This window comes from Pseudomonas sp. LW8 (assembly GCF_041956865.1).
Lineage (GTDB): Bacteria > Pseudomonadota > Gammaproteobacteria > Pseudomonadales > Pseudomonadaceae > Aquipseudomonas > Aquipseudomonas siliginis.
This window is the reverse complement of sequence record NZ_CP168138.1, coordinates 2,151,458-2,178,288: the sequence shown is the minus strand read 5'-3', so window position 1 is coordinate 2,178,288 and position 26,831 is coordinate 2,151,458. Positions and strand designations below refer to the sequence as shown.

The 26,831-nt window shown below is 60.3% G+C and carries 26 protein-coding genes; 14 read left to right on the top strand and 12 right to left on the bottom strand.

All coding sequences use genetic code 11. The features are described from left to right. The first annotated feature begins 41 nt into the window (after nt 1–41). Nucleotides 42–1,634, top strand: a complete 1,593-nt coding sequence (locus AB9L16_RS09805; protein WP_375123453.1) for an aldehyde dehydrogenase (NADP(+)) — start codon at nt 42–44, stop codon at nt 1,632–1,634. Beyond that, on the top strand, nt 1,624–2,877 hold the full coding sequence (locus AB9L16_RS09800; protein WP_375123452.1) for an NAD(P)/FAD-dependent oxidoreductase: 1,254 nt from the start codon (nt 1,624–1,626) through the stop codon (nt 2,875–2,877). Before AB9L16_RS09805 ends, AB9L16_RS09800 begins: the two co-directional genes overlap by 11 nt. Here the strand turns inward: AB9L16_RS09800 and AB9L16_RS09795 are convergent. Continuing rightward, nucleotides 2,874–3,083, bottom strand: a complete 210-nt coding sequence (locus AB9L16_RS09795; RefSeq protein ID WP_051600414.1) for a DUF2945 domain-containing protein — start codon at nt 3,081–3,083, stop codon at nt 2,874–2,876. The two genes, AB9L16_RS09800 and AB9L16_RS09795, sit on opposite strands and share 4 nt — an antisense overlap. A 164-nt stretch (nt 3,084–3,247) precedes the next feature. On the opposite strand from AB9L16_RS09795, the gene AB9L16_RS09790 reads away from it, so the two are divergent. The 3 genes from AB9L16_RS09790 to AB9L16_RS09780 all read left to right on the top strand — a co-directional run bounded on the left by AB9L16_RS09790 (nt 3,248) and on the right by AB9L16_RS09780 (nt 5,499). Further along, on the top strand, nt 3,248–3,475 hold the full coding sequence (locus AB9L16_RS09790) for a hypothetical protein (protein ID WP_056784730.1): 228 nt from the start codon (nt 3,248–3,250) through the stop codon (nt 3,473–3,475). A 146-nt stretch (nt 3,476–3,621) separates the two neighbouring features. Continuing rightward, entirely contained in the window at nt 3,622–4,671 is a 1,050-nt protein-coding gene (locus AB9L16_RS09785) for an NAD(P)-dependent alcohol dehydrogenase (RefSeq protein WP_375123451.1), read from the top strand. A 129-nt stretch (nt 4,672–4,800) separates the two neighbouring features. Then, the gene (locus tag AB9L16_RS09780) at nt 4,801–5,499 is read left to right on the top strand and encodes a tRNA (adenine(22)-N(1))-methyltransferase TrmK (protein WP_375123450.1); all 699 of its coding nucleotides are present in this window, start codon (nt 4,801–4,803) and stop codon (nt 5,497–5,499) included. A gap of 193 nt (nt 5,500–5,692) precedes the next feature. On the opposite strand, the gene ycaC (AB9L16_RS09775) is transcribed toward AB9L16_RS09780, so the two are convergent. Beyond that, nucleotides 5,693–6,322, bottom strand: a complete 630-nt coding sequence (gene ycaC / locus AB9L16_RS09775) for an isochorismate family cysteine hydrolase YcaC (RefSeq protein ID WP_016774235.1) — start codon at nt 6,320–6,322, stop codon at nt 5,693–5,695. A gap of 287 nt (nt 6,323–6,609) precedes the next feature. On the opposite strand from ycaC (AB9L16_RS09775), the gene AB9L16_RS09770 reads away from it, so the two are divergent. Both AB9L16_RS09770 and AB9L16_RS09765 read left to right on the top strand, forming a co-directional pair. Then, nucleotides 6,610–7,320, top strand: a complete 711-nt coding sequence (locus AB9L16_RS09770) for an SDR family NAD(P)-dependent oxidoreductase (RefSeq protein WP_041480604.1) — start codon at nt 6,610–6,612, stop codon at nt 7,318–7,320. 94 nt (nt 7,321–7,414) lie between these two features. After that, complete coding sequence (locus tag AB9L16_RS09765) at nt 7,415–8,344, top strand: LysR family transcriptional regulator (RefSeq protein ID WP_056784720.1); 930 nt, start codon at nt 7,415–7,417, stop codon at nt 8,342–8,344. Here the strand turns inward: AB9L16_RS09765 and AB9L16_RS09760 are convergent, their stop codons facing one another. Continuing rightward, nucleotides 8,345–9,262 carry an AraC family transcriptional regulator gene (locus AB9L16_RS09760; protein ID WP_217850036.1) on the bottom strand — a complete coding sequence of 306 codons (918 nt, stop codon included), beginning with the start codon at nt 9,260–9,262 and terminating at the stop codon, nt 8,345–8,347. A 173-nt stretch (nt 9,263–9,435) separates the two neighbouring features. Beyond that, on the bottom strand, nt 9,436–10,200 hold the full coding sequence (locus tag AB9L16_RS09755; RefSeq protein ID WP_150635675.1) for an SDR family NAD(P)-dependent oxidoreductase: 765 nt from the start codon (nt 10,198–10,200) through the stop codon (nt 9,436–9,438). Between the two features lie 258 nt (nt 10,201–10,458). On the opposite strand from AB9L16_RS09755, the gene AB9L16_RS09750 reads away from it, so the two are divergent. From AB9L16_RS09750 to AB9L16_RS09740, 3 genes are all read left to right on the top strand, one after another. Beyond that, nucleotides 10,459–11,340 carry an AraC family transcriptional regulator gene (locus tag AB9L16_RS09750; protein ID WP_083386949.1) on the top strand — a complete coding sequence of 294 codons (882 nt, stop codon included), beginning with the start codon at nt 10,459–10,461 and terminating at the stop codon, nt 11,338–11,340. A gap of 126 nt (nt 11,341–11,466) precedes the next feature. Then, nucleotides 11,467–12,204 (top strand): SDR family oxidoreductase, encoded by a 738-nt coding sequence (locus tag AB9L16_RS09745; RefSeq protein WP_122699046.1) that lies wholly within the window; start codon nt 11,467–11,469, stop codon nt 12,202–12,204. A 62-nt stretch (nt 12,205–12,266) separates the two neighbouring features. Next, nucleotides 12,267–12,683 (top strand): hypothetical protein, encoded by a 417-nt coding sequence (locus AB9L16_RS09740; RefSeq protein WP_375123449.1) that lies wholly within the window; start codon nt 12,267–12,269, stop codon nt 12,681–12,683. A gap of 34 nt (nt 12,684–12,717) precedes the next feature. Here the strand turns inward: AB9L16_RS09740 and AB9L16_RS09735 are convergent, their stop codons facing one another. From AB9L16_RS09735 to AB9L16_RS09725, 3 genes are all read right to left on the bottom strand, one after another. Continuing rightward, nucleotides 12,718–12,918, bottom strand: a complete 201-nt coding sequence (locus tag AB9L16_RS09735; RefSeq protein WP_016774226.1) for a hypothetical protein — start codon at nt 12,916–12,918, stop codon at nt 12,718–12,720. Nucleotides 12,919–13,072: 154 nt separating this feature from the next. Beyond that, nucleotides 13,073–13,702: an isochorismate family cysteine hydrolase YcaC gene (ycaC, locus tag AB9L16_RS09730; protein ID WP_217863713.1), complete on the bottom strand. Its 630-nt coding sequence runs from the start codon at nt 13,700–13,702 to the stop codon at nt 13,073–13,075. Nucleotides 13,703–13,831: 129 nt separating this feature from the next. After that, nucleotides 13,832–14,758: a Gfo/Idh/MocA family protein gene (locus AB9L16_RS09725; RefSeq protein ID WP_375123448.1), complete on the bottom strand. Its 927-nt coding sequence runs from the start codon at nt 14,756–14,758 to the stop codon at nt 13,832–13,834. A gap of 273 nt (nt 14,759–15,031) precedes the next feature. Here AB9L16_RS09725 and AB9L16_RS09720 point away from each other — a divergent pair, with 273 nt between their 5' ends. Together AB9L16_RS09720 and AB9L16_RS09715 are read left to right on the top strand one after the other, a co-directional pair. Next, nucleotides 15,032–15,637, top strand: a complete 606-nt coding sequence (locus AB9L16_RS09720; protein ID WP_016774221.1) for an SCO family protein — start codon at nt 15,032–15,034, stop codon at nt 15,635–15,637. Then, nucleotides 15,637–16,116: a copper chaperone PCu(A)C gene (locus AB9L16_RS09715; RefSeq protein WP_375123447.1), complete on the top strand. Its 480-nt coding sequence runs from the start codon at nt 15,637–15,639 to the stop codon at nt 16,114–16,116. The genes AB9L16_RS09720 and AB9L16_RS09715 overlap by 1 nt, the downstream gene beginning before the upstream one ends. 220 nt (nt 16,117–16,336) lie before the next feature. On the opposite strand, the gene AB9L16_RS09710 is transcribed toward AB9L16_RS09715, so the two are convergent. After that, nucleotides 16,337–17,353, bottom strand: coding sequence for an ABC transporter substrate-binding protein (locus tag AB9L16_RS09710; protein WP_150742724.1), 1,017 nt, complete (start codon nt 17,351–17,353; stop codon nt 16,337–16,339). A gap of 327 nt (nt 17,354–17,680) precedes the next feature. On the opposite strand from AB9L16_RS09710, the gene AB9L16_RS09705 reads away from it, so the two are divergent. Continuing rightward, nucleotides 17,681–19,891 carry an LTA synthase family protein gene (locus AB9L16_RS09705; RefSeq protein ID WP_252883574.1) on the top strand — a complete coding sequence of 737 codons (2,211 nt, stop codon included), beginning with the start codon at nt 17,681–17,683 and terminating at the stop codon, nt 19,889–19,891. A gap of 9 nt (nt 19,892–19,900) precedes the next feature. Here the strand turns inward: AB9L16_RS09705 and AB9L16_RS09700 are convergent, their stop codons facing one another. Next, on the bottom strand, nt 19,901–20,329 hold the full coding sequence (locus AB9L16_RS09700; protein ID WP_095179584.1) for a hypothetical protein: 429 nt from the start codon (nt 20,327–20,329) through the stop codon (nt 19,901–19,903). A 260-nt stretch (nt 20,330–20,589) separates the two neighbouring features. On the opposite strand from AB9L16_RS09700, the gene katG reads away from it, so the two are divergent. Beyond that, nucleotides 20,590–22,866: a catalase/peroxidase HPI gene (gene katG, locus AB9L16_RS09695; protein WP_310215757.1), complete on the top strand. Its 2,277-nt coding sequence runs from the start codon at nt 20,590–20,592 to the stop codon at nt 22,864–22,866. A 186-nt stretch (nt 22,867–23,052) separates the two neighbouring features. On the opposite strand, the gene pepN is transcribed toward katG, so the two are convergent. The 3 genes from pepN to AB9L16_RS09680 are packed head-to-tail and all read right to left on the bottom strand — an operon-like array spanning nt 23,053 to nt 26,808. Further along, a complete protein-coding gene (pepN, locus tag AB9L16_RS09690; RefSeq protein WP_375123446.1) occupies nt 23,053–25,710 on the bottom strand; it encodes an aminopeptidase N in 2,658 nt (885 codons plus the stop codon). A 10-nt stretch (nt 25,711–25,720) separates the two neighbouring features. Continuing rightward, the gene (locus tag AB9L16_RS09685; RefSeq protein WP_375123445.1) at nt 25,721–26,551 is read right to left on the bottom strand and encodes a DUF2797 domain-containing protein; all 831 of its coding nucleotides are present in this window, start codon (nt 26,549–26,551) and stop codon (nt 25,721–25,723) included. Then, nucleotides 26,548–26,808: a YeaC family protein gene (locus AB9L16_RS09680; protein ID WP_095179581.1), complete on the bottom strand. Its 261-nt coding sequence runs from the start codon at nt 26,806–26,808 to the stop codon at nt 26,548–26,550. Before AB9L16_RS09680 ends, AB9L16_RS09685 begins: the two co-directional genes overlap by 4 nt. Between the last annotated feature and the right edge of the window lie 23 nt (nt 26,809–26,831).

Genomic DNA, 26,831 nt, shown 5'->3' with positions numbered 1-26,831 from the left:
ACGATTCGCGGCAGGCCTCGCTCATTTCACAGGAAGACACCATGACTCTGACGGGCAACATGCTGATCGGCCAACAACCCGTGACGGGCCATCGTCCGGCCATTCACGGGATCGATCCGGCGACCAGCCAGGCACTTGAACCGCAGTATGCCGGGGCGTCAGCCGAACAGGTGGAACAGGCCTGCGCCCTGGCCTGGGCAGCACAAGACGAATATCGCGAAACCAGCCTGAGCAGCCGTGCGGCATTTCTCGAAAGCATTGCCGAGCACATCGAAAACCTTGGCGATGAACTGATCGAACGCGCCCACGCCGAAACTGGTCTGCCGCCTGCACGCCTTCAAGGCGAGCGTGGCCGCACCTGCTCGCAATTGCGCCTGTTCGCCCGTACGGTGCGCGCGGGTGAATGGCTGGATGTGCGCGTCGACAGTGCGCAACCGCAACGCCAGCCACTGCCGCGCTCCGACCTGCGCCAGCGGCAGATTGCCCTGGGGCCGGTCGCGGTGTTTGGTGCGAGCAACTTTCCCCTGGCATTTTCCGTGGCCGGTGGCGACACCGCTGCGGCATTGGCGGCTGGTTGCCCGGTGATCGTCAAGGCGCACAGCGCGCATCCCGGCACCAGCGAACTGGTCGGCCGCGCAGTGGCGCAAGCGGTCAGGGCCTGCGCTCTGCCCGAAGGCGTGTTTTCCTTGTTGTTCGATTCGGGGTACGAAGTCGGCATGGCATTGGTCAGTGATTGGCGCATCAAAGCCGCTGGTTTCACCGGCTCGCGGGCTGGTGGACTGGCCTTGATGAAAGCCGCGCAAGTGCGGCCGGAGCCGATTCCGGTGTATGCGGAAATGAGCTCGATCAACCCGGTAGTGCTGTTTCCTGCCGCGCTGGAAAATCGGGCGCAGGCGTTGGCCGAAGGATTTGTCGCGTCGCTGACACTGGGCGCCGGGCAGTTCTGCACCAACCCGGGATTGTTGATTGCCCGCAAAGGCCCGGCGCTCGACGGGTTTCTCGGCGCGATAGCGGAACTGATCCCGCGCAGCGCGGCGCAAACCATGCTCACGCCCGGCATCTTCGGCGCCTATCAAGCAGGCGTGACTGCTCTGCAAGACAATCCCCACACGCGCGCGGTGGCGGTTGGCAAACCGGGCAGCGGTCCGAATCAGTGTCAGACGCATGTCTTCAGCACCGATGCGGCGGATTTCCTCGCCGATCAGCGTTTGCAGGCTGAGGTGTTCGGCGCGACATCGCTGATCGTGCAATGCAGCAGTGACGAAGAAATCCGTCAAGTCTGCGCCCATCTCGAAGGTCAACTGACCGCGACATTGCACATGGATGACGCGGACCTTGCTTTGGCGCGCGCGTTGCTGCCAACCCTCGAGCGCAAGGCCGGGCGCTTGCTGGTCAATGGCTGGCCGACCGGCGTGGAAGTCTGCGATGCAATGGTGCATGGCGGGCCTTACCCGGCAACCTCGGATGCGCGCAGCACCTCGGTGGGCACTGCGGCGATCCTGCGTTTCCTGCGGCCGGTGTGCTATCAGGATTTCCCCGACAGCCTGCTGCCGACGGCGCTGCAACAGACCAATCCGCTAAACCTTCGGCGCTTGCTCGATGGCCAACGGGAAGCGACACACCATGGCGAATAACCCTTCGCACGACATCGCGGTGGTCGGCGCGGGGATCATCGGCGTCGCTTGCGCACTGCGCCTGGCCCGCCAGGGTTTGCGTGTGGTGGTCATCGATCAGCAGGAACCGGGGCACGGCGCTTCATTCGGCAATGCCGGGCATCTGGCCACCGAGCAGGTGTTTCCGATTGCTGATGTTTCGATCCTCAAGCGTTTGCCGGCCATGCTGATGGACCCGATGGGGCCGCTGCGTCTGGACTGGAAATACCTGCCGCGCGCCCTGCCGTGGTTCACCCGCTTGTTGCTGAATCTGCGGCCTGAGCCTTTTCAGAAAACCGTCGCCGGCTTGCGCGCGCTCAACGAAAGCAGCCTAGACGCGTGGCAGCGCTTGCTCAGCGATATCCAGCGCACCGATCTGCTCAAGGTTGACGGCTCGTTACTGGTCTTCGAAAAACCTGAATCCCGGCAGGCCATCGAAGCCTTGCAGGCGCGACTGCATCAGCAGCAGGTGCCGCTGGACTATTGGCAAGCGGGGGCGATCCGCGAAACGGCGCCGCAGCTCAGCGAGCAAATTCAGGGCGGACTGTTTTTCCCGCGAACCGGGCATTTCCTTGACCCTTATCGCGTGGTGTGTGCGCTGGTCGAGTCGGCTCGCAGCAGCGGCGTGAGTTTTCTCAAACAGCAGGTTCAGGGCGGCTACGTGCAGGAAAACGGTGTCTTGTTGATGACCGGCAATGGCGGCGTAACGGCCAGCCGCTTGTTACTGGCCTGCGGTGCGCATTCGGCGAAACTCACCGCCGCGCTGACTGGCAAGCAAGTACCGTTGGACACCGAACGTGGCTATCACCTGATGCTGCCCAACGAGCATGATCGCCTGCCCTTCCCCGTCACCTCGCTGGAACGCAAATTCATCATGACGCCGATGCGCGATGGGCTGCGCCTGGCCGGCACGGTCGAATTCGCCGGATTGGAGCGGCCAGCGAACATGGCGCGCGCCTGGCAGTTGCAGCGCCTGAGCCAAGGCCTGTTTCGCAAGGACCTGAACGCTGATGGCGCCACACCGTGGATGGGCTTTCGCCCGTCGCTGCCGGATTCGCTGCCAGTGATTGATCAGGTTTGCGCCGGCAAGGTCTTGCTTGCCTTCGGTCATCAGCATCTGGGCCTGACGCAGGCGGCGGTGACGGCGGAATTGATCGGGCAGATGGTCTCAGGCGCCGCTCTCGCGTTGCCAAATGTCGATGCCTACCGACTGGCACGTTTCTAAGCGTGCTTCAGCGCGTCGCCGTGATGCATGGCCAAGTGGCCGGTCTTGTCGCTCTTGACCTCGTATTGCGGCGCGTCTTTCGAGGCTGGCCGGTGGCGGCCCATGAACTCGGTGTCGCGGGTGTGCACCTTGACCACTTTGCCGTGAATCTCGCCCGCCTCGGAATTCCAGCGCACCGCGTCGCCGACTTTGAATGAGCTGCTCATCATTGCGTCCTCGCCTCTGGCTGTTGGTTTATGGAGCCGCGCGCGTCGGAGAAATTCCGCTTTTTTGCGAGGCGACCGAAGGCAGGCAAAAAAATCGAACGGCGAAAATCGCCCGCACCTCCAATCTGCACAAGCCGTAGAAAACGGCCATGACGAGGTGTGAGATGAATAACGATCAAGGCAAGCAAGGTGACGATCCGCTCCCAACCACGCCCGACCCGCTGAGTCCGGGGCGTACCGAGGTCGATCCGATGAAGGAACGCGGCATCGACGAACTGCCCGACAACGAAGGCGAAATCCCGCTCGACGATGACAGTACCGGGCTGGATCCGGAGCGCGTACGTCAGGAAACCGATAACGCCGAGATGGACGATCAGCCCAATCCGCGTTGAGCCTCGAAAGGCAGCCGTCTCTACGGTTGCCTTTTGTCTTTGCAGCGGACGGCAGAATCAGGCAAGCATTTCACAGAAATGCACTATTTCGTTCGCGCCCCCACGCGCAACAATAGGCGTCCGACAACCCCATGGAGGATGCTCACATGCTCGTACAAGCCTACGGCGCCCACGCTGGCGACAAACCCCTTGAGCCCATGCAGATCAAACGCCGTGCGCCAGCCGCGCACGACGTACAGATCGATATCGCCTTCTGCGGCGTCTGCCATTCCGACCTGCATCAGGTGCGCGCCGAATGGGCCGGCACGCAATTCCCTTGCGTCCCCGGCCACGAAATCGTCGGCCGCGTCTCGGCGGTCGGCGATCACGTCAAGGACTACAAGGTCGGCGATCTGGTCGGTGTCGGTTGCATCGTCGACAGCTGCCAGCACTGCGATGACTGCGAATCCGGCCTGGAAAATTACTGCGACGGCATGATCGGCACCTACAATTTCCCGACCCCGGACGCACCGGGCTGGACCCTCGGTGGTTACTCGCAAAACATCGTCGTGCACGAACGCTATGTGTTGCGCATCCGTCATCCCGAGGCGCAACTGGCCGCCGTCGCGCCGCTGCTCTGCGCCGGCATTACCACCTACTCGCCGCTGCGTCAGTGGCACGCTGGCCCCGGCAAGAAAGTCGGCGTGGTCGGCATCGGCGGCCTGGGTCACATGGGCATCAAACTGGCCCACGCCATGGGCGCCCACGTGGTGGCGTTCACCACCTCCGAATCCAAGCGTGAAGCGGCCAAGGCACTGGGCGCGGACGAAGTGGTGGTGTCGCGCAATGCCGAGGAAATGGCGGCGCACACCAAGAGCTTCGACTTCATCCTCAATACCGTCGCAGCCCCGCACGATCTCGACGCCTTCCTCCTCCTGCTCAAGCGCGACGGCGCGTTGACCCTGGTCGGTGCGCCTGCCTCGCCGCATCCGTCGCCGAACGTGTTCAACCTGATCACCAAGCGGCGCACCATTGCCGGCTCAATGATCGGCGGCATCCCTGAAACCCAGGAAATGCTGGATTTCTGCGCCGAGCACGGCATCGTCTCCGACATCGAGTTGATCCGCGCCGATCAGATCAACGAGTCCTACGAGCGCATGCTCAAGGGCGACGTGAAATACCGCTTCGTCATCGACAACGCAACGCTCGCCGGCTAAGCGCAATCCCCCATCGGCAGCGCCGTGCTGCCGATGGTTCGAGTAATTCCATCGCGTAATTGACAGCGCCAGCGTTGCTCGCCAGAGTCGCACCCCTTTTTTCCACCGCAGGGTGAACAGGGGTTTGCGTTGAACCAACAAACATTGTCCATGCGTCTTGAGCGCGTCGCCGCCCATGTGCCGCTTGGCGCTAGACTGGCCGATATCGGCTCCGATCATGCTTACCTGCCGGTGGCCTTGCTGCGCCGGGGCCTGATAACAGCAGCGGTCGCTGGCGAGGTCGCGTTGACGCCGTTCCACGCGGCGCAACGCACTGTCAATGACAACGACCTGCTCGGCCAGATCAGCGTGCGCCTGGCCGATGGTCTGACGGCAATCAAACCTGACGACGCCATCAGCGCCATCACCCTGTGCGGCATGGGCGGCGAAACCATTCGCGATATTTTCGACAGTGGTAAAGCCCATCTCAGCGGCCACGAACGCTTGATCCTGCAACCCAACGGCGGCGAGCAAGCGCTGCGGCAGTGGTTGATGGATAACGGCTACCGCATCGTCTGTGAAGAGGTGCTGCACGAGAATCGCTTCGACTACGAAATTATCGTTGCCGAGCGCGGTTCTGATCCGGTGACTTACGATGCCAGGGAACTGTTTTTCGGACCGCTGCATCTGCAGGCGCGCGGCTCGGCATTTCTGCACAAATGGCAACGCAGGCTGAAGCAGCGGCAAAAGACGTTGGGGCAGTTTACGAGAGCGCAACAGACGTTGCCGGAGGACAAAATTCTTGCGCTGAAGCAAGAGATGCAGTGGATCAGTGAATTGCTCGGGTGACTGTGCCGCCGTCTTCGCGAGCAGGCTCGCTCCCACAGGAAATTGCATTTCTCCTGAGGGAACACGGTCCACTGTGGGAGCGAGCCTGCTCGCGAAAGCGGTGGGTCAAGCTACAGAGCAACCAAGTTGGCCGCAGCCGTCGGAAAAACAAAAAGCCTGCTGTTAAAAGCAGGCTTTTTCGTGGGTGGTGAACTTACTTCTGCTGCGTCAGCGCCGAGTAGCTGTTCATCAGGTTGCGGTAGTTGGGGATGCGCTGCGACAGCAGATTGCCCAAGCCTTCGATGTCGTTGCGCCAGTCGCGGTGCAGCTCACAGGCTACAGAGAACCAGTTCATCATCTGCGCGCCAGCCTGAGTCATGCGGCTCCATGCGGCTTGCTGAACAGTGGTGTTGAAGGTGCCGGACGCATCGGTGACCACGAACACATCAAAACCTTCCGCCAGTGCCGACAGGGTCGGGAACGCTACGCACACATCCGTTACCACACCGGCAATGATGATCTGCTTGCGCCCGGTGGCCTTGATCGCCTTGACGAAGTCCTCGTTGTCCCAGGCGTTGATCTGGCCTGGACGAGCGATGTATGGCGCGTCCGGGAACATCTCTTTCAGCTCCGGCACCAGCGGGCCGTTCGGGCCTTGTTCGAAGCTGGTGGTGAGGATGGTTGGCAGGTCAAAGAACTTGGCCAGATCCGCCAGCGCCAGCACGTTGTTCTTGAACTCGTTCGGCGAGAAGTCCTGCACCAGCGAGATCAGACCGGTCTGGTGGTCAACCAGCAGCACGATAGCGTCGTCTTTGTTCAGGCGGTTGTAGGTTGGAGTGGTCATGGTGTGCGTCCCTTTTCAAGTTTGGAGTTTTGTTGTTGCGTTCAAGTTGGGTACAGATTACTGACGCACAGCAAAGGGATAAATCGGCTGAAAAGCGTTTCACCGTCCACTCAAACGGGACAATCGAAAGCTGCCTCCTACAAAAACGCGTGCAGGCCGTTCTGATTTGATACACCGAAGTACAAATGATGTACCTCAGCCCCCATTTATCAACTCCTCGCAACTTCCTAAAGTCCTCTCCAACAGCCACCCGCCATCCTGACGGGCCAGCGACAGAGGAAATCATCATGAGCACATCGAAAAAAGTAGTTGTCATCACCGGCGCCTCGCAAGGCATTGGTGCAGGTCTGGTCGAAGGCTTTCGCGCCCTTGGCCATCAAGTGGTCGCAACCTCGCGCTCGATCAAAGAGTCGAGTGACCCGGATGTGCTGACCGTCGCCGGCGACATTGCCGATCCGCAAACCGCCGAGCGCGTGATTCGCGCCGCCGTCGCCCGCTTCGGTCGCGTCGATACGCTGGTCAACAATGCCGGGATCTTTCTGGCCAAGCCGTTCACCGCTTACAGCCAGGCGGACTATGCCCAGGTCGTGGCGACCAACATGAGCGGCTTCTTCTACATCTCGCAACTGGCCATCGCCGAGATGGAAAAACACGGCAACGGCCACGTCGTCAGCGTGACCACCAGCCTGGTCGATCATGCAATCGACGGCGTGCCTTCGGTATTGGCGTCGCTGACCAAGGGCGGCATCAACGCCGCGACCAAATCCCTGGCGATCGAGTACGCCAAGCGTGGCATTCGGGTCAACGCGGTATCGCCGGGCATCATCAAAACGCCGATGCACGCCGAGGAAACCCATCAGGCGCTGGGCAGCCTGCACCCGGTCGGCCACATGGGGGAAATCGACGACATCGTGCAAGCGATCCTCTACCTCGACGGGGCAAATTTCGTCACTGGCGAGATCCTGCATGTCGACGGTGGCCAGAGCGCTGGCCATTGATCGAAACCCTGCAACGCCGCCGGTGGATACCGGCGGCGTCGTTGGTTGTGGTACACAGAGGATGAACGTCCGTCGATCCTCGGTGCGAGCCACAATGAAACGCCATTTTGAAGATTTGCAGTTAGGCAGTATCGAACTGTTCTGCCTGGCCGCCGAAGCCGGCAGCTTCACCGCCGCTGCGCAACTGGCCGGGGTCACGCCCGCTGCGGTGAGCCGGTCGATTCTGCGTCTGGAGCAACGCCTGGGTTCGCGACTGTTCGCCCGCACCACCCGCAGCATCCGCCTCACCGACGCCGGCCGAAGCTTCTTCGAACAATGCAGCCAGGCCCTGACGCAACTGGTCGAAGCGCAGCAGGAAGTCATGGGCGCGCAGACTTCGCCATCGGGTCGACTGCGCATCAGCCTGCCAACCACCTACGGGCATCACCGCATCCTGCCGCTGCTGCCGAAATTTCGCGCGTTGTACCCCGAGGTCACGGTCGACGTGCACTTGGGCAATCGCAATATCGACTTCGTCGATGAAGGCTACGACCTGGCGATACGCGTGCGCGCGCAACCGGACTCGACCCTGATCGCGCGCCTGCTGGAAGACGCCGCCCTGGTGGTGGTCGCCGCCCCCGAATATCTGCATAGAGCCGGCACGCCGCAGACCCTCGACGATCTCATTGCGCATGAATGCATCCAGTTCGAATTGCCCAGCAGCGGGCGGCGGATTTCCTGGCTGTTTCAGGAAAACGGCCGGGACCTGGAAGTGATTTCCGACGGTGGCTATTCCTGTTCCGACGATGTGCTCGGCGGTGTGACGCTGGCCAAGCACGGCGCCGGGCTGTTTCAGACTTACCGTTTCATCGTCGAGCAGGAACTTGCCGATGGCCGCCTGATTGAAGTGCTGCAGCCGTACGCCGGACGTTCGCGCCCCTACACCCTGCTCTACCCGCACGGCCGCTATGTGCCGCAACGGGTGCGGGCGTTTGTGGATTTTCTGTTGGGGTTTCGTGAGGAATGGGCGGGACTCCCGAGGTAATCAGCCGGTCTGACGCAGGCGGCTGAGCTCCTTGGACGGCGGGCAGCCGAACTGGCGGTTGTACTCGCGACTGAACTGCGAGGCGCTTTCGTAGCCGACGCGGTAGCAGGCGCTCGAGACGTCCAGCCCTTCATTGATGATCAGCCGCCGCGCCTCTTGCAGGCGCAGCTGTTTTTGATATTGCAGCGGGCTCATGGCGGTGACGGCTTTGAAGCGGTGATGCAGCGCCGAATTGCTCAGATTGGCCACCTGCGCCAGCGCGTCGATGCGCAGCGGTTCAGTGAAATTCTTGTTCAGCCAGTCGATGGCCCGCGTGACCCGATGGGTCTGCGAATCGTTGACGGCGATTTCATACAGCAGATGCCCGTGCTGGCCGCGCAGCAGGCGGTAATACAGCTCGCGCAACGCCATCGGCGCGAGCATGCCGATGTCGCGCGGATTATCCAGCAGGCGCACCAGACGCAGCATGGTGTCGAGCAATGTCACGTCGATCTTGTCGAGAAACATCCCGCGTCCGGTTTCCTGCGGCATGCCGGTCAGCGGCGACTCGGCAATCAGTTGCGTCAGTTGTGCCGGATCGAAATCCAGCCGTACGCAAAAATACGGCGCCTCGGGCGAGGCTTCGATCACCCGTCCCGACACCGGCAACGTCACTGACACCACCAGGTAATTCAGCGGGTCGTAGAGGAAGCGTTCGTCACCCAGCCCGACTTCCTTGCGCCCCTGCACGATCAGGCACAGCGCCGGGCGGTGCACGACATGGATCAGCTCGGACGGCCCATCGAGACGGATCACGTGCAGTGGCGCAATCGCGGTTTCGTAGGTGCCCGGCGCATCAAAGCGCTGGGTCAGCAAGCGCACCAGCTCGGCGCGATACACCGCCGTGTCGTGGAGGATGGAAGCGTCGTGGTTATCCATGCAAAGGGCCTCGAAAGCAGACGAAGGTGGGTCAACTGCGAAGGAAGATTAGCCAGTTTTACCCAGCGGCGACTAGATCAAAGATGCTGCAGATTTGCCTGATTCTGCGTCGGTCAGATCGGGGTAAACCATGGGCACATCATCTGACGTGCCCATGGTTTGCCGCACTGCTATCAGCCTGCCGTTACCGTCATGCCGCCATCGGCCATGACTACCGAGCCGACCATGAAACTGGCGCGGTCGGAGGCCAGAAAGGTCACGATCTCGGCGATCTCTTCCGGCTGCGCCGCCCGACCGATTGGCGCTGCTTCGCCGTGCTGCGCGAGGAAGCCCGGGCCGTCCTCGACCACATCGTTGAGAATATTGGTCACCACATCGCCGACGCCGATCGCGTTGACGCGAATGCCGTGCTCGATGACTTCCAGGGCCAGCGTGCGGGTCAGTTGTGCCAGCGCACCTTTGGAAGCGGTGTAGGCGGCGATGGTCGGGAAGGCAAAGTACGAGGCATAGGAGGCGATATTGACGATTGCACCGGACTTGTTCGGGATCATCGCTTTCACCGCTTCGCGACAGTGCAGGAAGGCTGCCGTGGCATTCACTGCCTGGATCTTTTCCCAGTCGTCGCGGCTCATGTCGATCACGGCTTTGTTGATGATGATCCCGGCGTTGTTGACCAGAATATCCAGGCGCCCGAACTGCTCGACGGCAAGGCCTACTGCGCGTTCGGCGGCGCCGTCCTCGGTGATGTCCGCCACCAGCGGCACCAGATCGGGACGAGCCAGTTCTTCGACAGCCGGGTTGAGGTCTTCGGCAATCACCTTGGCGCCGCGAGCGTGCAGCATCAGCGCAATCGCTTTGCCGATACCACTGGCCGCGCCAGTGACCAGTGCAACTTTACCGGCGACTTCTTGGGGCAGGTTGTGGTTGAAATCAGTCATGGTTTTAACTCCTCGATAGCGAATCGGTGTTGCGCCTGATGGCGCGGTCGTGAACACGGCTTCACTGTCGCGCACTGGCCGCCGCCGGGCTTTCGGGCGATTGCCGGGACTGTCGGAGTTTTGCGCTGGAGTTTCTCGTTCGCCCGCCCTAACCTTCAAAATCATTCGCAGCCGAAGCTTTTCATGGAGCGTCCTGTGCCCTCTTCCAGCCCCGCTACACCGACAATCAGCCAGCCAGCGCGCATCGCCGCCGAAGCCATGCCGGAGCATCTGCCCGGTATTGCGGAAACGACCACGCCGCGGCCGCAGATCAAGGATGCAGTGGTGCAATTGTTCCGCCATCAGACTCTGCTTGAGCCGATCCGCGTGCCATGCGTGGCCGAACCGCTGCTGGTGCTGGTATTGGCCGGCACTGCCCGGGTCGAAGAACGTTCGTTGGGTGGAGAATGGCAGGCGAGCCAGGTCACGGCGGGCGACTTCTTCCTGACCAACACCCGCGAACCTTATGAAATGCGCTGGCAGACCGAAGGCTGTGAGGTATTCGAAGTCATGCACCTCTACCTCGGTCTGGGCCTGATCGAACAAGCGGCGCGCGAAGCGTTCGGCGAACAGGCCGGTGCAGTGACGTTTGTCGATGTGTCCGGTGCGCGTGACGAGCAGGTCAGCTTCATCCTTGAGCAACTGCGCATCGAACTGACCGAACAGCGCCAACCCAGCGCACTGCTGGTGCACAGCCTGGCTCAGGCGTTGGCGATCCATCTGCTGCGTCATTACCTCGACCCCGACAGCAACCCGCGCCGCGACAACGCCCTGCCCGCCTACAAACTGCGCCGGGTGATCGAAGCCATGAATGCGAATCTGGCGGAGGATTTCAGCCTCAGTCATCTGGCCGCCATCGCCGGGCTGAGCGACTACCACTTCAGCCGCACCTTCAAGCGCGCCACCGGTTTATCGCCCTCGCAATACTTCATCCGCCTGCGCATGAGCCGCGCGCGTCATCTGTTGCTGGAAACCGCCCACAGCGTGATCGACATCGGCCTGGAGGTTGGCTACTCCAGCCCCAGCCACTTTTCCCAGGTGTTCCGCCGTGAAGTCGGCGTCACCCCAAGTGCCTACCGCGATGCGCCACGCGGGGCCTGAAATCTGTCGAAAAGCGATGCAGCAGAATTGGGCAAATCCCGTGGAGGAATCGATTAATAGCCCATGAGCCCCCGCACTTAATCTTCTTCCAAGCCCACTCACGGGCACACAGAAGAGGACGACATCATGCTGAACATTCAAGACAAAGTGATCGTGATTACCGGCGCCAGCAGCGGCATCGGCGAAGCCACCGCACGCCTGCTCGCCGAACGTGGCGCCAAAGTGGTGTTGGGTGCACGGCGCACCGAGCGTCTGGCAGTCATTGCCGAAGAGATCAATAGCGCCGGTGGCCACGCGCAGTTCCGCGCACTGGACGTCACCGATCAGCAGGATGTGCAGCGCTTCGTCGATTTTGCCGTCGAGCATTACGGCCGCGTCGATGTGCTGGTCAACAACGCCGGGGTCATGCCGTTGTCGCGGCTGGACGCGCTGAAGGTCGATGAGTGGAACCGCATGATCGACGTCAACATCCGTGGCGTACTCCACGGCATCGCCGCCAGCCTGCCCTTGATGCAGCGCCAGCGCGCCGGGCAGATCATCAACATCGCCTCGATCGGCGCTTACGCGGTCAGCCCTACTGCGGCGGTGTACTGCGCGACCAAATACGCCGTACGGGCGATTTCCGAAGGCTTGCGCCAGGAAGTGGGCGGCGATATCCGCGTCACCGTCATCGCACCGGGCGTGACCGAATCGGAACTGGCCGAGAGCATTTCCGATGAAGGCGGCCGCGCCGAGATGAAGTCATTCCGCAAGATCGCCATCCCCGCCGAAGCCATCGCCCGCGCGATTGCGTATGCCGTCGAACAACCGGCGGATGTCGACGTCAGCGAACTGATCGTGCGCCCGACCGCGAGCCCTTACTGAGACCAGATGAATCACAATCAACTGTAGGAGTGAGCCTGCTCGCGATAGCGGTAGACCAGTCAATGAAAATGCTGAATGTGCGGCCGCCTTCGCGAGCAAGCCCGCTCCCACAGGGTTTTGTGGCGCAACCAAATCAATGGTCAACACGGAACATTGTGGGAGCGAGCCTGCTCGCGAAAGCGCTGGGTCAGTCGGCAAAGATGCTGGATGTGCCGCCGCCTTCGCGGGCAAGCCCGCTCCCACAGGGTTTTGTGGCGCAATCAAATCAATGGTCAACACGGAACATTGTGGGAGCGAGCCTGCTCGCGAATGCGCTGGGTCAGTCGGAAGATGTTGAATGTGCCGCCGTCTTCGCGAGCAGGCTCGCTCCCACCGGGGATTTAGCGCACGGATATTCCAATCCTGGGCGGTTGAAACTGGTTTTCACGATGTCGGTGACTGAACTGCATCAGGGTGCGCGGGAGAGCCTCTCACTCTAATTCCAGAGTGGGAGGCATCGATTAAATCGCTCGATCAGCGTGACGGCGGATGTTCGGTTGACACCGAGTTGGCCGCATCCACATCTGACATATCTTCCTCGACCGGTGCCTCATCGTCCGGCGGCAAAGGCACCTCGGGATTTTCCCGCTTGGGATCGTGCCCCGTCTCGTTGTCGGTGGTGCGCGTCACGGCTTGTTGCGACTGGTTGCCCGGTGCGTTTTCATCAATGTCCATGTCGGTCTCCGATGTGATTCAGCGATAGGTACCTGAACGTGTGAAATGCCGGCGCGTGACAAGTGCCCGGCAATGGACGAACGGTGACTCGCCGGCCGGCCCTGAGCGCAAAAAACCTGCTGTTTAAAGCAGGCTTTTGCATTGTGTAGGAGGCTTATTTCTGCTGCGTCAGCGCCGAGTAGCTGTTCATCAGGTTGCGGTAGTTGGGAATCCGCTGCGACAGCAGATTGCCCAGACCTTCGATGTCGTTGCGCCAGTCGCGGTGCAGCTCACAGGCTACAGAGAACCAGTTCATCATCTGCGCGCCAGCCTGAGTCATGCGGCTCCACGCGGCTTGCTGAACAGTGGTGTTGAAGGTGCCGGACGCATCAGTCACCACAAACACATCAAAACCTTCCGCCAGCGCCGACAGGGTCGGGAACGCTACACAGACATCCGTTACGACACCGGCAATGATGATCTGCTTGCGCCCGGTGGCCTTGATCGCCTTGACGAAATCTTCATTGTCCCAAGCGTTGATCTGACCCGGGCGAGCGATGTACGGCGCGTCCGGGAACATCTCTTTCAGCTCCGGTACCAGCGGGCCGTTCGGGCCTTGTTCGAAGCTGGTGGTGAGGATGGTTGGCAGTTCAAAGAACTTGGCCAGATCCGCCAGCGCCAGCACGTTGTTCTTGAACTCGTTCGGCGAGAAGTCCTGCACCAGCGAGATCAGACCGGTCTGGTGGTCAACCAGCAGCACGATAGCGTCGTCTTTGTTCAGGCGGTTGTAGGTTGGAGTGGTCATGGTGTGCGTCCCTTTTCAAGTTTGGAGTTTTGTTGTTGCGTTCAAGTTGGGTACAGATTACTGACGCACAGCAAAGGGATAAATCGCTTGAAAAGGGTTTCACCGTCCACTCAAACCGGACAATCCACTTCAATCGTAAAACGGCTCAACCAACGCCCGGCTGCCGACAAAGAAACTGTCCGCCACCAGGCGCAACGGTTGCAGATCCAGGTCGCTGGCCTTGTCGCCGATCAGTTGCTGGAAGTGGCGGTAGACCGCTGCGTACTCGCCCTCCTCCGAGACGCTTTGGCGCACGCCGTCGATGCTCAGCACGGCGCCGCCATTGTCCAGACGCAGGACGCCTTCGACGCAGCGAATTTCGATGCTCCACAGTTCGTCGTGGCCATGGTCGAAGTCGAACTCGGCGCGCACGTCGAGCCGACGCGCATCGGACATTTTGATAGAGGCGGCAATCGGCGACTGGCAGTTGCTCGGCACGCGCAGTTCGGCGGCTTCGACGAACAGCGGCAGCGTCAGCAGGTGGGTGATGATCGACAAGGCGTTGATGCCCGGGTCGAAGACGCCGAGGCCGCCCGGTTGCCAGATCCATGCCTGACCCGGATGCCACTTGCGCACGTCTTCCTTCCAGTCAATCTGTACGCTTTGCAGGGTGCGGCTGGCCAGCCAGTCGCGGGCGGCGGCGATGCCCGGTGCGTAGCGTGAATGCCAGGCGAACAAAGCGCTGACGCCTTGATCGGCGACTTGATCGACCAGGGCCATAGCCTCGCCCAATGTCGCACAGGGCGGTTTTTCCACCAGCACGTGCTTGCCGGCCGCCAACGCCTGTTGCACCAGTGCGAAGCGCCCCTGTGGCGGCGTGCAGAACGCAATTGCGTCGACAGTCGGGCCGTTCTCGAGCAGCTCGCCCAGCGACTGGAAGTTTTCCACCCCGGCGCAAGGTTTGCCCTGGGTGGCGACCGCCACCAACTGGAACGCCGGGTTGGCGAGGATGGCGGGAACGTGTTGATCCTGGGCGATCTTGCCGTAGCCCACCAGGCCGAGACGAATCGGTTGCATTACAGACTCCTGTTGTTGTTTTGGTCTTTGCAGCGCAGCGGCAAGAGTACGTGTTTCTGCGCTCGCGTCCAATCGTCATACTATTTAAATCAAGTTTGGTCGCGGCGAACGCATCGCTTATTCGTCATTTCTTCTTACACCTTTTGTCGTCCGATCCCGCACCGCGCGGCGATCGGCAGCCGGCGATCAGCCTCAGTTTGCTATCATGCGGCGCTTTTACGGTTAACCCCCCGCCAGTCCTGCCGACTCGCGGGCTGCAAAAGGCGGTATTAGATGACGGCTTTGTTGACTCGCCGCAAGGTACTTGCGGGAATGGGCGTGCTCGGGCTCGGCCTGCTCGCCGGTTGCGATACCCGTGGCCAACTGTCGTACAAGTACGGCAAGGATCTGAGCGACAAGATCCTCGGACGCACCTTCAAGCTGAAGAATCCCGAAGGCGAAACCATGTCGCTGTCGAGCTTTCGCGGGATGATGCCGATGATCTTTTTCGGCTTCACCCAATGCCCGGCCGTTTGCCCCACCACCCTGGCCCGCGCCGCGCAGATCAAGAAACTCATGGGCCGCGACGGCGACCGTCTGCAAGTGGTGTTCATCACCCTCGACCCTGAGCGCGACACGCCGCAGATCCTCGACGCCTACGTCAAAGCCTTCGATCCGAGCTTCGTCGCGCTGTACGGCACACTTGAGGAAACCAAGGCCACCGCCAAGGAATTCGACGTGTTCTACGAGAAAGTCCCGGCCGGCGACACCTATACCATCTCCCATACGTCCACCAGCTACGTCTACGACTCGCGTGGTGAGTTGCGCCTGGGCCTGTCCACTTCGCTGACAGCCCAAGAGTGCACGGAAGATTTGCTTACTGTTATGGAGGTCTGCTGATGCATCCCGTTCTGAATCACCTCAAACGCACCGTATGTGCACTGTCCCTGCTCGGCCTGGCCTTCCAGGTGTCGGCGCAGACCAAAGTCGACGATGCCTGGGTCCGTGCCACCGTGCCGACCCAGTCCGCCAGCGGCGCGTTCATGACCGTCACTGCCGACAGCGACAGCAAGCTGCTCAGCGTTGCCTCGCCAGTGGCCAAGGACGTTCAGATTCATGAAATGAGCATGAAGAACGATGTGATGACCATGGGCCCGGTGAAGTCCGTTGAGCTGCCTGCCGGCAAAGCCGTGAGCTTCGACCCGAACGGCTACCACGTCATGCTGATGGGCCTGAATGGTCAGTTGAAGGAAGGCGACAGCGTGCCGCTGACCCTGACAGTGGAAAACACCAAGGGCGAGAAAGAAACCATCGAAGTCAAAGCACCGGTTCGCGCGCTGACCAACATGGGCGGCCACGATCACAGCAAGATGCATTGATCGCTGACGGAAAGACTGTTCGCCCGACACATAAACGGGGCGGCCTGATCGATGATCGGGCCGCCCCGTTTTTTATTGGCCGGAAGAAGGCTTACGCCGCTAAACCTGTGGGAGCGAGCCTGCTCGCGAAGGCGTCAGGTCAGTCAACTCATCTGTGGCTGAAACTCCGCTTTCGCGAGCAAGCTCACTCCTACAGTAGTTCCGGGTGATGCCCAATCCCTCAACTCCCCGCACCACCATGCGCTTCTTCAAAGAAGTAATCCTTCCAGCTCGCCGCCTTGTTTTTCAACACACCCAGTTCCTGCAATTTTTCGGCATAGATAAACGTGCGTTGTGGCACAACGGTGAAGTCGATTTCCGGGTCTTTGACGATTTGCTCGACCAGAGCCAGCGGCAGTTTCGATTGTTCGACGCGGATGTAGGCTTGGGCAGCGGCGGGTTTGTCGGCTTTGATGATCTGCTCGGCTTCGGCCAGTGCGTCGTAGAAGGCCTTGTAGGTTTTCGGGTTTTCGTCGTGGAATTTTTCCGTGGTGTAGAGCACGTTGAACGTCGCCGGGCCGCCGAGGATGTCGTAGGAGCTCAGCACTTTATGCACGTTCGGGTTTTGCAGAGCCTGGTACTGAAACGGTGGGCTGGAGAAATGCGAATTGATTTCCGAGCCGCCGGCGATCAGCGCGGCGGTGGCGTCCGGGTGCGGCAGGCTGACTGAAATGTTATCGAATTTCTTGAACTGGTCGTCGCCGAACTCCTTGGCGGTTTCAATCTGCAGGGTGCGCGACTGAAAACCTACGCCTGCGGCCGGCACGGCAATACGGTCCTTGTCGCTGAAGTCCTTGAGGGTTTTGATGTTCGGGTTGTTGGTCAGCAGGTAATTGGGCATCGACCCCAGCGCGGCGATGGCTTTGACGTTCTGCTTGCCCTTGGTGCGGTCCCACACTGTGAGCATAGGCGGCACGCCGGCCGAGACGACGTCCAGCGCTCCGGTGAGCAGCGCCTCATTCATGGCCGTGGCGCCAGAAATGCTGTTCCAGTCGACCTTGATGTCCAGCCCCTGAGCCTTGCCGTGCTTCTCGATCAGTTGTTGATCGCGCACGACATCAAGGATTAGATAACCAATGCCGAATTGCTGGGCGATGCTGATCTTACCCTCGGCTTGGGCGCCGCTACTGAACAGCGCACCCGCTGCCAGAGTAGCGGCCAACAGAGTCAGCGCAGAACGTTTGAACGGTGTGGCCATGACAACCTCGCAGCATGGGGGTGGGCTGAAAGGCCTGACTTTATAGCTATAAAAAACAGAAATTAAATATCCTTATCGCATATCGATAGCACTGAGCGATTTGACGTCTGCTGCTGGATTCAGGAGCAGTGGATGAACCTACAACAGTCTGAAACAAAAAACTGCCCTCGGGAAAAATGGCACTGCGCCCCACAACCCACGCCCGCTATGGGCACGCGCCGTTTCGGGGATCGCCGGCCGCAGGTTTTAAAAAGCCGATCAGCCTTCCTGCCCTTGATATCATCACCCACACTTTTTTGACCCTTTGATGACAAGCAGGCCTTTTTTGTGAGCGCTCTTTTCAACTGGCTGCGGCGGCCGAATGCCCGCCTTCTTTCTCTAATCGTTTTGGTAATGATCGTGCCGGTGTGCCTGCGTGCAGCGTTGGGCTGGTCGACACCGCTGGGCTTTTTGTCGGATCTGGCCGTGGGTAGTCTGCTGGTGGTAGCGCTGCATCGCCGTATGTGGTGGCTGGCCTTGCCGGTGCTGGTGTTTTGGGCGCTGCTGGCGATCGCCACGGCAGAATTGGTCAGCGCCGTCGGCCGCCTGCCGACGCCTTCGGATATTCACTATCTGATCGACCCGCAGTTCGTCGAGAACTCCACTGGCGGCGGACTCGCGCACCCTGCCCTGGCCATTGCCTTGCTGGTTGCGTTGGTTTTCTGGCTGCTGGCCCAATTTATGGGTCGCGGCCTGGCTCGTCCGGCATTGCCGCGCGCTGCCTGGGCCGCGCCGATCGTGTTGTTCGCCGCCCACTGGGGCGCGCAAAACCTGTGGCCGAATGACGGCGATGCCTGGCGTTTGTACAACCTGCCGCATCAATTGCTCGCCAGCGAAGTGGCCGACCTACAGATCCAGGCCGAGGAGTGGCTGGACGGCGACGTCGAAGAACCGACACCGGCGATGGCCGGGCTCACCGACGTCGATCTCATTGGCCAGAAGCTGCTCGCCGCGCCGGGTCAGGCGCGCAATGTGTTGATCATTGCCCTGGAAGGCATTCCCGGCGCCTACATCCGCGCCAACCGCGAAGCGATCGGCAGTCATTACCAGCAAGACTTGATGCCCAACCTCAGCCGCTGGGCCGAGCGCGGCATGAACACTCCGGATTACGTGCTGCACACCCATCAGACCATTCGCGGTCTGTACGCCATGCTGTGCGGTGACTACGACAAGCTCAACAACGGCACGCCCAAAGGCGTGGAAATGCTCACCCTCAACGAACGCAACCAGGCCTGCCTGCCGGCGCAGCTGCGCGAACACGGCTTCAGCACTCATTACTTGCAGGGCGCCGGCCTGCGCTTCATGGCCAAAGACAAGATCATGCCGCACATCGGTTTCGATGCGACCCACGGCCTGGAATGGTTCAGCAACAGCAACTATCTGGAGTTCCCGTGGGGCAAGGATGACAAGGCGTTTTTTGAAGGTGCGCTGGATTACGTCGGCCAGTTGAAAAAGCAAAAGCAGCCGTGGATGTTGACCCTGCTGACGGTCGGCACCCATCAGCCCTACTCCGCACCGGAGGATTATCTGCAGCGTTATGAGACGCCCAAGCAGGCTGCCGTCGGTTATCTCGACGATGCGCTGGATCAGTTTCTTTCAGGGCTGGAGCGCCAGGGCGTTCTCAAGGACACACTGGTGGTGATCACCTCGGATGAATCCCATGGCATCGACGGCGTGCGGCTGGCCTCCTCGTGGGGTTTCAACCTGACGCTGGCACCGGAGCAGGCGCAACTGCCGCGCCTGAATGCCGGGGTTTATGGTCACGTCGATCTGAGCACCTCGATCCTCGACTATTTCGACCTGCCGGTGCCGACTGCGCTGAGCGGGCGGTCGCTGTTTCGCGACTACGATTCGGGGCGAGAAATCATGTCGTTCACCAACGGCAAACTGCGCTACCACAACGGTCAGGGCATCTTCTCCGAGTGCGATCTGCCGCGCCGCTGCCGCTATTACCAAAGCACCGGCTTCATCGCCGAAAGTGCCACATACAAAGGCACCTACAGCGGCCACCCGGCCCGGCAAATCGCCGCGCGCGCCGATGCGCTGGACCTGTCCTTGCTGCGCACACCGCTCAATCATCGCTACCAGTTCGGCAGCAACAACATCATCCCTCTGCAAGCGCAGATCAAGGATGACTGGGCCGACAACCTGATCGGCGCGCAATACCTGGAAATGCCCAAAGGCTCGCACACCCGCGTGCGCCTGACCGTGCGCTCGGTCGATCCGCAGCAGGCGGCGTACATTCAGCTCAAGGCCAAGGAATTTGAACAGGACGTGCAACTGGGCCTGCCAGCAGAAATGGTCGCCACGGCGGATCAGCCGCTGGAGATGGATTTCAGCTTTGAAAACCCGCAGCCGCGCAAAGCCTTCTCCTTTCATTTGCTGGGCTACGGCAATGGCGCGGTTGAAGTATCGGACTTCAGCGTGATCACTGAACTGCCTGGGCAGGATGACATTCTTGATGACGTGCCCGAGGACGACACCGCGCAATCGAGTTGACGTTTTTATCTATAAAGGCTGCACTCGCCTGTCACTTTGCTTCGGGGTATCGAGTGTAAGATCGAATTTGCCTGTCACTTTCCTGGCTTTTCCCAGATCCAGAGCAAAAGTGCCTGCTACGTTTTTGCGAAAATTGGCAAAGGTGACGATGAGTTCACCCTCAATAATGGGTTGGTCAAAATGATTGATCATAACCTTCCAATACCGTCCCATGGTTGGAAAAGTCACTGTGTGAGGACCATCTCCCTCCAACGCATTCGGCACAGACAACTCGACCGTGTGTATAAAATCGTCAGTTCCGATGATGATAAATTCCGTCTCGGTCTCTGCATAAACACATAACTTGCTCTCCAAAAATTTAACGTCATCGAGAAACGCGACAAAGCTACCGGTAGCATTTCGTTTGTTCAGAAGGTCACTTGTTTCGTCCTGAGACATGTCGATATTCCCTTGAGGTGAAGGTGACGTTGCGTTGACTCCAACATATTGTGATTGCGTGGTATCAACCACTGTCAAAGCTGACAGTTTTTAAGATCGCTTCGAAATAACGCCGCTTTTGCATCACGATATCGAGGTAGCAAAAGAGCCTGCCTATCGCCTGCCAAGACTGCGGCTATTAGCCGACTTGCCAACTCGGGTCTAGCCTTACCAGTCCGAAGTCGGCACGAGCCGGCCGCAGACCTGATAGGGATCCGAACATGGCAAACGAATCGAAATGCCCGTTCAACCACGCCGCCGGCGGCGGTACGACGAACCGTGACTGGTGGCCGAATCAACTCAATCTGAAAATCCTCAGCCAGCATTCCCCCAAGTCCGATCCACTGGGCCAGGACTTCGACTACGCCAAAGCCTTCAAAAGCCTCGACTTCCAGGCGCTGAAACAAGACATCAAAGCACTGATGACTGATTCTCAGGACTGGTGGCCAGCCGATTTCGGCCATTACGGCCCACTGTTCGTGCGCATGGCCTGGCACAGCGCCGGGACCTATCGCACCGCCGACGGCCGTGGCGGCGCCGGCTCCGGTCAGCAACGCTTCGCCCCGCTCAACAGCTGGCCGGACAACGTCAGCCTCGACAAGGCCCGCCGCCTGCTGTGGCCGATCAAGCAGAAATACGGGCGCAACATTTCCTGGGCCGACCTGATCGTGCTCACCGGCAACGTCGCGCTGGAGTCCATGGGCTTCAAGACCTTCGGTTTTTCCGGGGGCCGCGCCGATGTCTGGGAACCGGATGAAGACGTGTACTGGGGTTCGGAAACCGAGTGGCTGGGCGGCGACAACCGTTACGGCAAGAGCAATGGCCCAGTGCAAGAGCCCGGTGACGGCACGCTGGTGGCTGAGCCCGATTTGCATGGCCGTGAAGAAAGCCGCACCGATCAGGGCGAACGCAATCTGGAAAATCCCCTCGCCGCCGTGCAGATGGGCCTGATCTACGTCAACCCTGAAGGCCCGGAAGGCAACCCGGATCCGGTGGCCTCGGCCAAGGACATTCGCGAAACCTTCGGCCGCATGGCCATGAACGACGAAGAAACCGTGGCCCTGATCGCCGGCGGCCACGCGTTCGGCAAGACCCATGGCGCCGGCCCGGCTGACAATGTCGGCCCCGAACCGGAAGCGGCCGGTCTGGAGCAACAGGGTCTGGGCTGGAAAAACGCCTTCGGCACCGGTAAAGGCGCCGACACCATCACCAGTGGTCTGGAAGTGACCTGGACCACCACGCCAACGCAGTGGAGCAACAACTATCTGGAAAACCTGTTCGGCTTCGAGTGGGAGCTGACCAAAAGCCCGGCGGGCGCCAATCAGTGGCAACCGAAAAACGGCGCGGGTGCAGGCACCGTTCCCCACGCTCACGATCCGAACAAGAAGCTCTCGCCGACCATGCTCACCTCCGACCTGGCGTTGCGCTTCGATCCTGCATACGAGCAGATTTCCCGGCGTTTCCTGGCCAATCCCGATCAGCTCGCCGACGCATTTGCCCGCGCTTGGTACAAGCTGATCCATCGGGACATGGGGCCGCTCTCTCGCTACCTCGGCCCGGAAATGCCACAAGAGGAATTGCTCTGGCAAGACCCGCTGCCCGACGTGACGCACCCGCTGATTGATGACAGCGACGCTGCGGCGCTGAAAAACAAGGTGCTGAATTCAGGACTGTCGGTGTCGCAACTGGTCTCGACCGCGTGGGCTGCAGCATCGACCTTCCGCGGTTCGGACAAGCGCGGTGGCGCCAACGGCGGACGCTTGCGTCTGGCCCCGCAGAAGTTCTGGCAGGCCAACCAGCCCGAACAACTGGACAAAGTGCTGAGCACGCTGGAAAGCATTCAGAGCGAGTTCAACAACGGCGCCGCCGGTGGCAAGAAAATCTCGCTGGCGGACCTGATCGTCCTGGCCGGTAATGCCGGAGTGGAAAAAGCCGCGCAGAACGCCGGGCATTCAGTGTCGGTGCCGTTCTCGCCAGGCCGCGTCGATGCTTCGCAGGAGCAGACCGATGTTGAATCGTTCGGCTTCCTCGAACCGATCGCCGATGGTTTCCGCAATTACAGCAAAGGCAAATACACGGTTGCGGCGGAAACGCTGCTGATCGACAAGGCCCAGTTGCTGACTCTCACCGCACCGGAAATGACCGTGCTGCTGGGTGGTTTGCGGGTATTGAACACCAATGTTGGCCAGACCCGGCATGGCGTGTTCACCGATAAAACCGAAACGCTGAGCAATGACTTTTTCACCCACCTGCTGGACATGGGAGTTGAGTGGACCCCAACGTCACGGGATGCCGATGAGTTTGAAGGCCGTGACCGCAAGACCGGGGCGCCAAAGTGGACGGCGACTCGAGTGGATCTGGTGTTCGGCTCGAATGCGCAATTGCGCGCATTGGCCGAGGTCTATGCCAGTTCCGACGCGAAGGCGCAGTTCGTCAACGATTTCGTCAAGGCATGGACGAAGGTGATGAATCTGGATCGGTTTGATCTGCGTAAATAGCTGTTTGTTGTGCCAATGAAAATGCCGCTCGTTGAGCGGCATTTTTTTGTTGATCGTTCCCACGCGCAGCAAAGGAATGCAGCAAGGGACGCTCTGCGTCCCAAAGCCGATGCAGAGCGTCGAGAGAGGCATTCCCACGCAGAACATGGGAACGATCAATTAAACGCCCCAAACATTTAATCGGCGTTACGCCAGGCTTTTGCTCACCACTTCATACACATCACTGGACAGCGACCCGGACGCCAGAATCCGCTCCAGCTCAGCCTTCATCAACGCCTGACGCGCGCTGTCGTATTTGCGCCAGCGGGTCAGCGGGGCCAGTTGGCGCGAGGCGATCTGCGGGTTGAAGCCGTTCAGTTCGATCACCAGATCGGCAAGGAAGCGATAACCGGAACCGTCCGCCGCGTGGAAGTTGATCAGGTTCTGCCCGGCGAACGCGCCGATCAATGCCCGCACCTTGTTCGGGTTCTTGATGTTGAACGCCGGGTGCTGCATCAACGCCTTCACCCGCTCCAAACCGCCCGGCAAGGTGCTGCCGGCCTGCACGCTGAACCACTGGTCCATGACCAGCGGATTGTCCTTGAAGTGCTCGGCGAAGCTGGCCAGTGCCAGGGCCTTCTGCTCTTCGAACGGCGAGTTGACCAGCACCGCCAGCGCGGTCAGGCGCTCGGTCATGTTGTCGGCAGCCTCGAATTGCTCCAGCGCCGCTGCCAACACTTCCGGCTTGCCGCTGAGCATCAGGTACGACAGGGCGATGTTCTGCAAGGCGCGACGGGCGAAGTGCTCGGCTTCGGCCACGTACGGAGTCTTTTTCGACAAATCGCGGTTGGCCTGATAACGCAGCCACAGCGCTTCGAACAAGCCTTCGGCGAGTTGCTTGCGGGCGAACTCGCGCGCGACGTGAATCGCCTCGACGTCAGCCACTTCGCTGATCTCGGTGAGATAGGCCTCACCCGGCAGCGAGAGCATTTCGGCAACCATCGCCTGATCCAGCGACTCGTCGGACAGCACCGTGCGCAGTGCCGACACCAGACGCGGATCGAGCTTCAGGCTCTCGCCTTTCTGATGTTGGCCGATCAACTCTTGAAGCACTTGCACCGACAGTTGCTGACCGGCATCCCAGCGATTGAAGCCGTCGCTGTCGTGCTGCATCAGAAACATCAGTTGATCGCGGTTGTACGGGAAGCTCAGTTTCACCGGTGCGGAGAAGCCGCGCAGCAGCGACGGCAACGGCTGTTCACTGATGTCGACGAAAGTGAAGGTCTGCTCGGCTTCGGTCACCGAAATCACCCGAGTGGTGCCTTGTGCCGAAGCTTCACCAGCCAGACGCAGGGCGATTTCATTGCCCTGGCTGTCGAGCAGGCCGAGCTCGACCGGAATCACGAACGGCAGTTTTTCTACCTTGTCCGGGGTCGGCGGGCAGCTCTGGCGGAAGGTCAGACTGTAGGTTTTCGCCGCAGCGTCGTAGGACTCGCTGACGGCCAGACGCGGCGTACCAGCCTGGCTGTACCAGCGTTTGAACTGACTGAGATCAACGCCATTGGCATCTTCCATGGCCTTGACGAAGTCGTCGCAGGTCACGGCCTGACCGTCGTGGCGTTCGAAATACAGATCGCTGCCCTTACGGAAGCCTTCGGCGCCCAGCAGGGTGTGGATCATGCCGACCACTTCCGAGCCCTTTTCATACACGGTCAGGGTGTAGAAGTTGGAAATCTCGATGAAGCTGTCCGGACGCACGGCGTGGGCCATCGGCCCGGCATCTTCGGCGAACTGGTGAGTACGCAGATAGGCCACGTCCTGAATGCGCTTGACCGTCGCCGAGTTCATGTCCGAGGAGAAACCGGCATCGCGGAACACCGTGAAGCCTTCCTTGAGCGACAACTGGAACCAGTCGCGGCAGGTCACGCGGTTGCCCGACCAGTTGTGGAAGTATTCATGGGCGACGATCGCCTCGACCCGCTGGTGCGCGGCGTCGGTCGCGGTTTCGGCGCGGGCCAGCACGGCGCTGGAGTTGAAAATGTTTAGGCCCTTGTTCTCCATCGCGCCCATGTTGAAATCGTTGACGGCGACGATCATGAAGATGTCCAGATCGTACTCGCGACCGTACACCTCTTCGTCCCAGCGCATGGATTTCTTCAGGCTGTTCATCGCGTGCTGGCACTTGTCGATGTTTTCCGGCTCGACATAAATGCGCAGCGCGACATTGCGCTGGCTCATGGTGGTGAAAGTGTCTTCGACGCACCACAGATCACCGGCGACCAGCGCAAACAGGTACGCCGGTTTCTTGAACGGATCTTCCCAGGTCGCCCAGTGCCGGCCATCTTCGCCGGGGCCGGAGGCGATCGGGTTACCGTTGGAGAGCAGCACCGGGTAGCTGTGCTGTTCGGCCACGACGGTGGTGGTGAACTTGCTCATCACGTCCGGGCGGTCGAGGTAATAGGTGATCTTGCGGAAGCCTTCGGCCTCGCACTGAGTGCAGAACATGGTGCCGGACTTGTACAGGCCTTCCAGCGCGGTATTGGTTTCCGGATGGATGCGCACGCTGGTGTCGAGGGTGAAGGTTTCACTGGTCGGTTGCAGCGTCAGGTGGCTGTCGGAGACTTGATAGTCAGCGGCGCTCAGCTCCTGGTCCGCCAGCGTTACCGACAGCAGCTCCAGTTGCTGGCCGTCGAGCACCAGCGGCGGCAGGCCGGCGCCGCGTTCCGGGTTGCGGCGCATCACCAGTTGCGCGTGAACCAGGCTGTGGTCCTCGAACAACTCGAAGGTCAGGTGCGTTTCGTCGATCAGGTACTCGGGAGCCTGATAGTCCTTGAGGTAAATCATCTTCGGTTGTTCGGTGCGCATGCTGGAATCCTTATTGATGCACGGCGAGATGGTAAGCCGTGTATTTACGAATGTTGATCACGCCGGTGTCGAAGATCAGGTACTGGCCCTTGATCCCCAGCAGCGTGCCTTCGGCAATCGGGTTCTTGTCCAGGTTGAAGCTGACGATTTTCGCCGGGTATTGCTCGACGGGATAGCGGATTTCCAGCGGTTCGACATCGGCAATCGTCTGAATCGCCTGTAGGCCGAATCGCTCCTGTAAGCCTTGCAGGCCCTCGGCGCAGCTTTCGAACAACTGATCGCGCACTTGGGGCAGATCCACCGCCGCCGCATCACCTTTGAGCAACGCGCGCCAGTTGGTCTTGTCCGCCACCTGGCTGCGGAACAGGTCTTCGACAAACCCCGATTGCTGGCGTGTCGATACGCGCATGATTGGCAAGGCTTGACTCGCGCCCTGGTCGAGCCAGCGGGTCGGCAACTGCGTAGCACGGGTGATGCCAACCTTGATGCCTGACGAATTGGCCAGGTAAACCACATGGTCGGTCATGCAGAATTTCTCGCCCCACTCCGGATCGCGGCAGGTGCCGGCGTCGAAGTGGCAGCGCTCCGGACTCATGATGCACAGGTCGCACTGCGCCAGTTTGGTCATGCACGGGTAGCAATAGCCCTGACTGAAACTGGTTTTGGTTTTGCGCCCGCAATGGGTGCAGTGAATCGCCCCCAAAAACTCCAGACGCAGCGTGCTGCCGATCAACGGATTGACCGGCACCTCGACGTCATCCAGACGAAACGCGTACTGCACGTTCGACCCGTCCAGACGCGCCGACATTTTGCTGATTGCACCGCGGCCAATCTCGATCAATGGATGGCATCCGACTTGAACAGGATGTTCGGCACTTCGATCGACTTCGACGCACATTCTTGCGGGCCCATGTAACCGGTGCGCTGGTCTTCAGGCAGGTTCTGGGTTTCCCAGGCAATCATCGCCTGCAACGACAGCTCGCGCTGTTCGACAGTGAGTTTGTTGCCGTCGGACCATTTGCCGATTTCCACGGCCAGCTTCAGGCTTTCGTAGATGTCCGGGGTGATGTTGTTGATCATGTCGTTGAAAGAGGACATCAGGGTCTCCGTGCTCTTTGCTG

What these genes read in the sequence shown, in the direction of transcription:
- AB9L16_RS09725 (WP_375123448.1), bottom strand. Translation starts at nt 14,758, where the DNA reads ATGCAACCGATTCGTCTCGGCCTGGTGGGCTACGGCAAGATCGCCCAG.
- ycaC (WP_016774235.1), bottom strand. Translation starts at nt 6,322, where the DNA reads ATGACCACTCCAACCTACAACCGCCTGAACAAAGACGACGCTATCGTG.
- AB9L16_RS09800 (WP_375123452.1), top strand. Translation starts at nt 1,624, where the DNA reads ATGGCGAATAACCCTTCGCACGACATCGCGGTGGTCGGCGCGGGGATC.
- AB9L16_RS09765 (WP_056784720.1), top strand. Translation starts at nt 7,415, where the DNA reads ATGAAACGCCATTTTGAAGATTTGCAGTTAGGCAGTATCGAACTGTTC.
- katG (WP_310215757.1), top strand. Translation starts at nt 20,590, where the DNA reads ATGGCAAACGAATCGAAATGCCCGTTCAACCACGCCGCCGGCGGCGGT.
- AB9L16_RS09710 (WP_150742724.1), bottom strand. Translation starts at nt 17,353, where the DNA reads ATGGCCACACCGTTCAAACGTTCTGCGCTGACTCTGTTGGCCGCTACT.
- AB9L16_RS09715 (WP_375123447.1), top strand. Translation starts at nt 15,637, where the DNA reads ATGCATCCCGTTCTGAATCACCTCAAACGCACCGTATGTGCACTGTCC.
- AB9L16_RS09680 (WP_095179581.1), bottom strand. Translation starts at nt 26,808, where the DNA reads ATGTCCTCTTTCAACGACATGATCAACAACATCACCCCGGACATCTAC.
- AB9L16_RS09735 (WP_016774226.1), bottom strand. Translation starts at nt 12,918, where the DNA reads ATGGACATTGATGAAAACGCACCGGGCAACCAGTCGCAACAAGCCGTG.
- AB9L16_RS09750 (WP_083386949.1), top strand. Translation starts at nt 10,459, where the DNA reads ATGCCGGAGCATCTGCCCGGTATTGCGGAAACGACCACGCCGCGGCCG.
- AB9L16_RS09790 (WP_056784730.1), top strand. Translation starts at nt 3,248, where the DNA reads ATGAATAACGATCAAGGCAAGCAAGGTGACGATCCGCTCCCAACCACG.
- AB9L16_RS09700 (WP_095179584.1), bottom strand. Translation starts at nt 20,329, where the DNA reads ATGTCTCAGGACGAAACAAGTGACCTTCTGAACAAACGAAATGCTACC.
- AB9L16_RS09805 (WP_375123453.1), top strand. Translation starts at nt 42, where the DNA reads ATGACTCTGACGGGCAACATGCTGATCGGCCAACAACCCGTGACGGGC.
- AB9L16_RS09795 (WP_051600414.1), bottom strand. Translation starts at nt 3,083, where the DNA reads ATGAGCAGCTCATTCAAAGTCGGCGACGCGGTGCGCTGGAATTCCGAG.
- AB9L16_RS09785 (WP_375123451.1), top strand. Translation starts at nt 3,622, where the DNA reads ATGCTCGTACAAGCCTACGGCGCCCACGCTGGCGACAAACCCCTTGAG.
- AB9L16_RS09755 (WP_150635675.1), bottom strand. Translation starts at nt 10,200, where the DNA reads ATGACTGATTTCAACCACAACCTGCCCCAAGAAGTCGCCGGTAAAGTT.
- AB9L16_RS09745 (WP_122699046.1), top strand. Translation starts at nt 11,467, where the DNA reads ATGCTGAACATTCAAGACAAAGTGATCGTGATTACCGGCGCCAGCAGC.
- AB9L16_RS09760 (WP_217850036.1), bottom strand. Translation starts at nt 9,262, where the DNA reads ATGGATAACCACGACGCTTCCATCCTCCACGACACGGCGGTGTATCGC.
- AB9L16_RS09740 (WP_375123449.1), top strand. Translation starts at nt 12,267, where the DNA reads ATGAAAATGCTGAATGTGCGGCCGCCTTCGCGAGCAAGCCCGCTCCCA.
- AB9L16_RS09770 (WP_041480604.1), top strand. Translation starts at nt 6,610, where the DNA reads ATGAGCACATCGAAAAAAGTAGTTGTCATCACCGGCGCCTCGCAAGGC.
- AB9L16_RS09720 (WP_016774221.1), top strand. Translation starts at nt 15,032, where the DNA reads ATGACGGCTTTGTTGACTCGCCGCAAGGTACTTGCGGGAATGGGCGTG.
- pepN (WP_375123446.1), bottom strand. Translation starts at nt 25,710, where the DNA reads ATGCGCACCGAACAACCGAAGATGATTTACCTCAAGGACTATCAGGCT.
- ycaC (WP_217863713.1), bottom strand. Translation starts at nt 13,702, where the DNA reads ATGACCACTCCAACCTACAACCGCCTGAACAAAGACGACGCTATCGTG.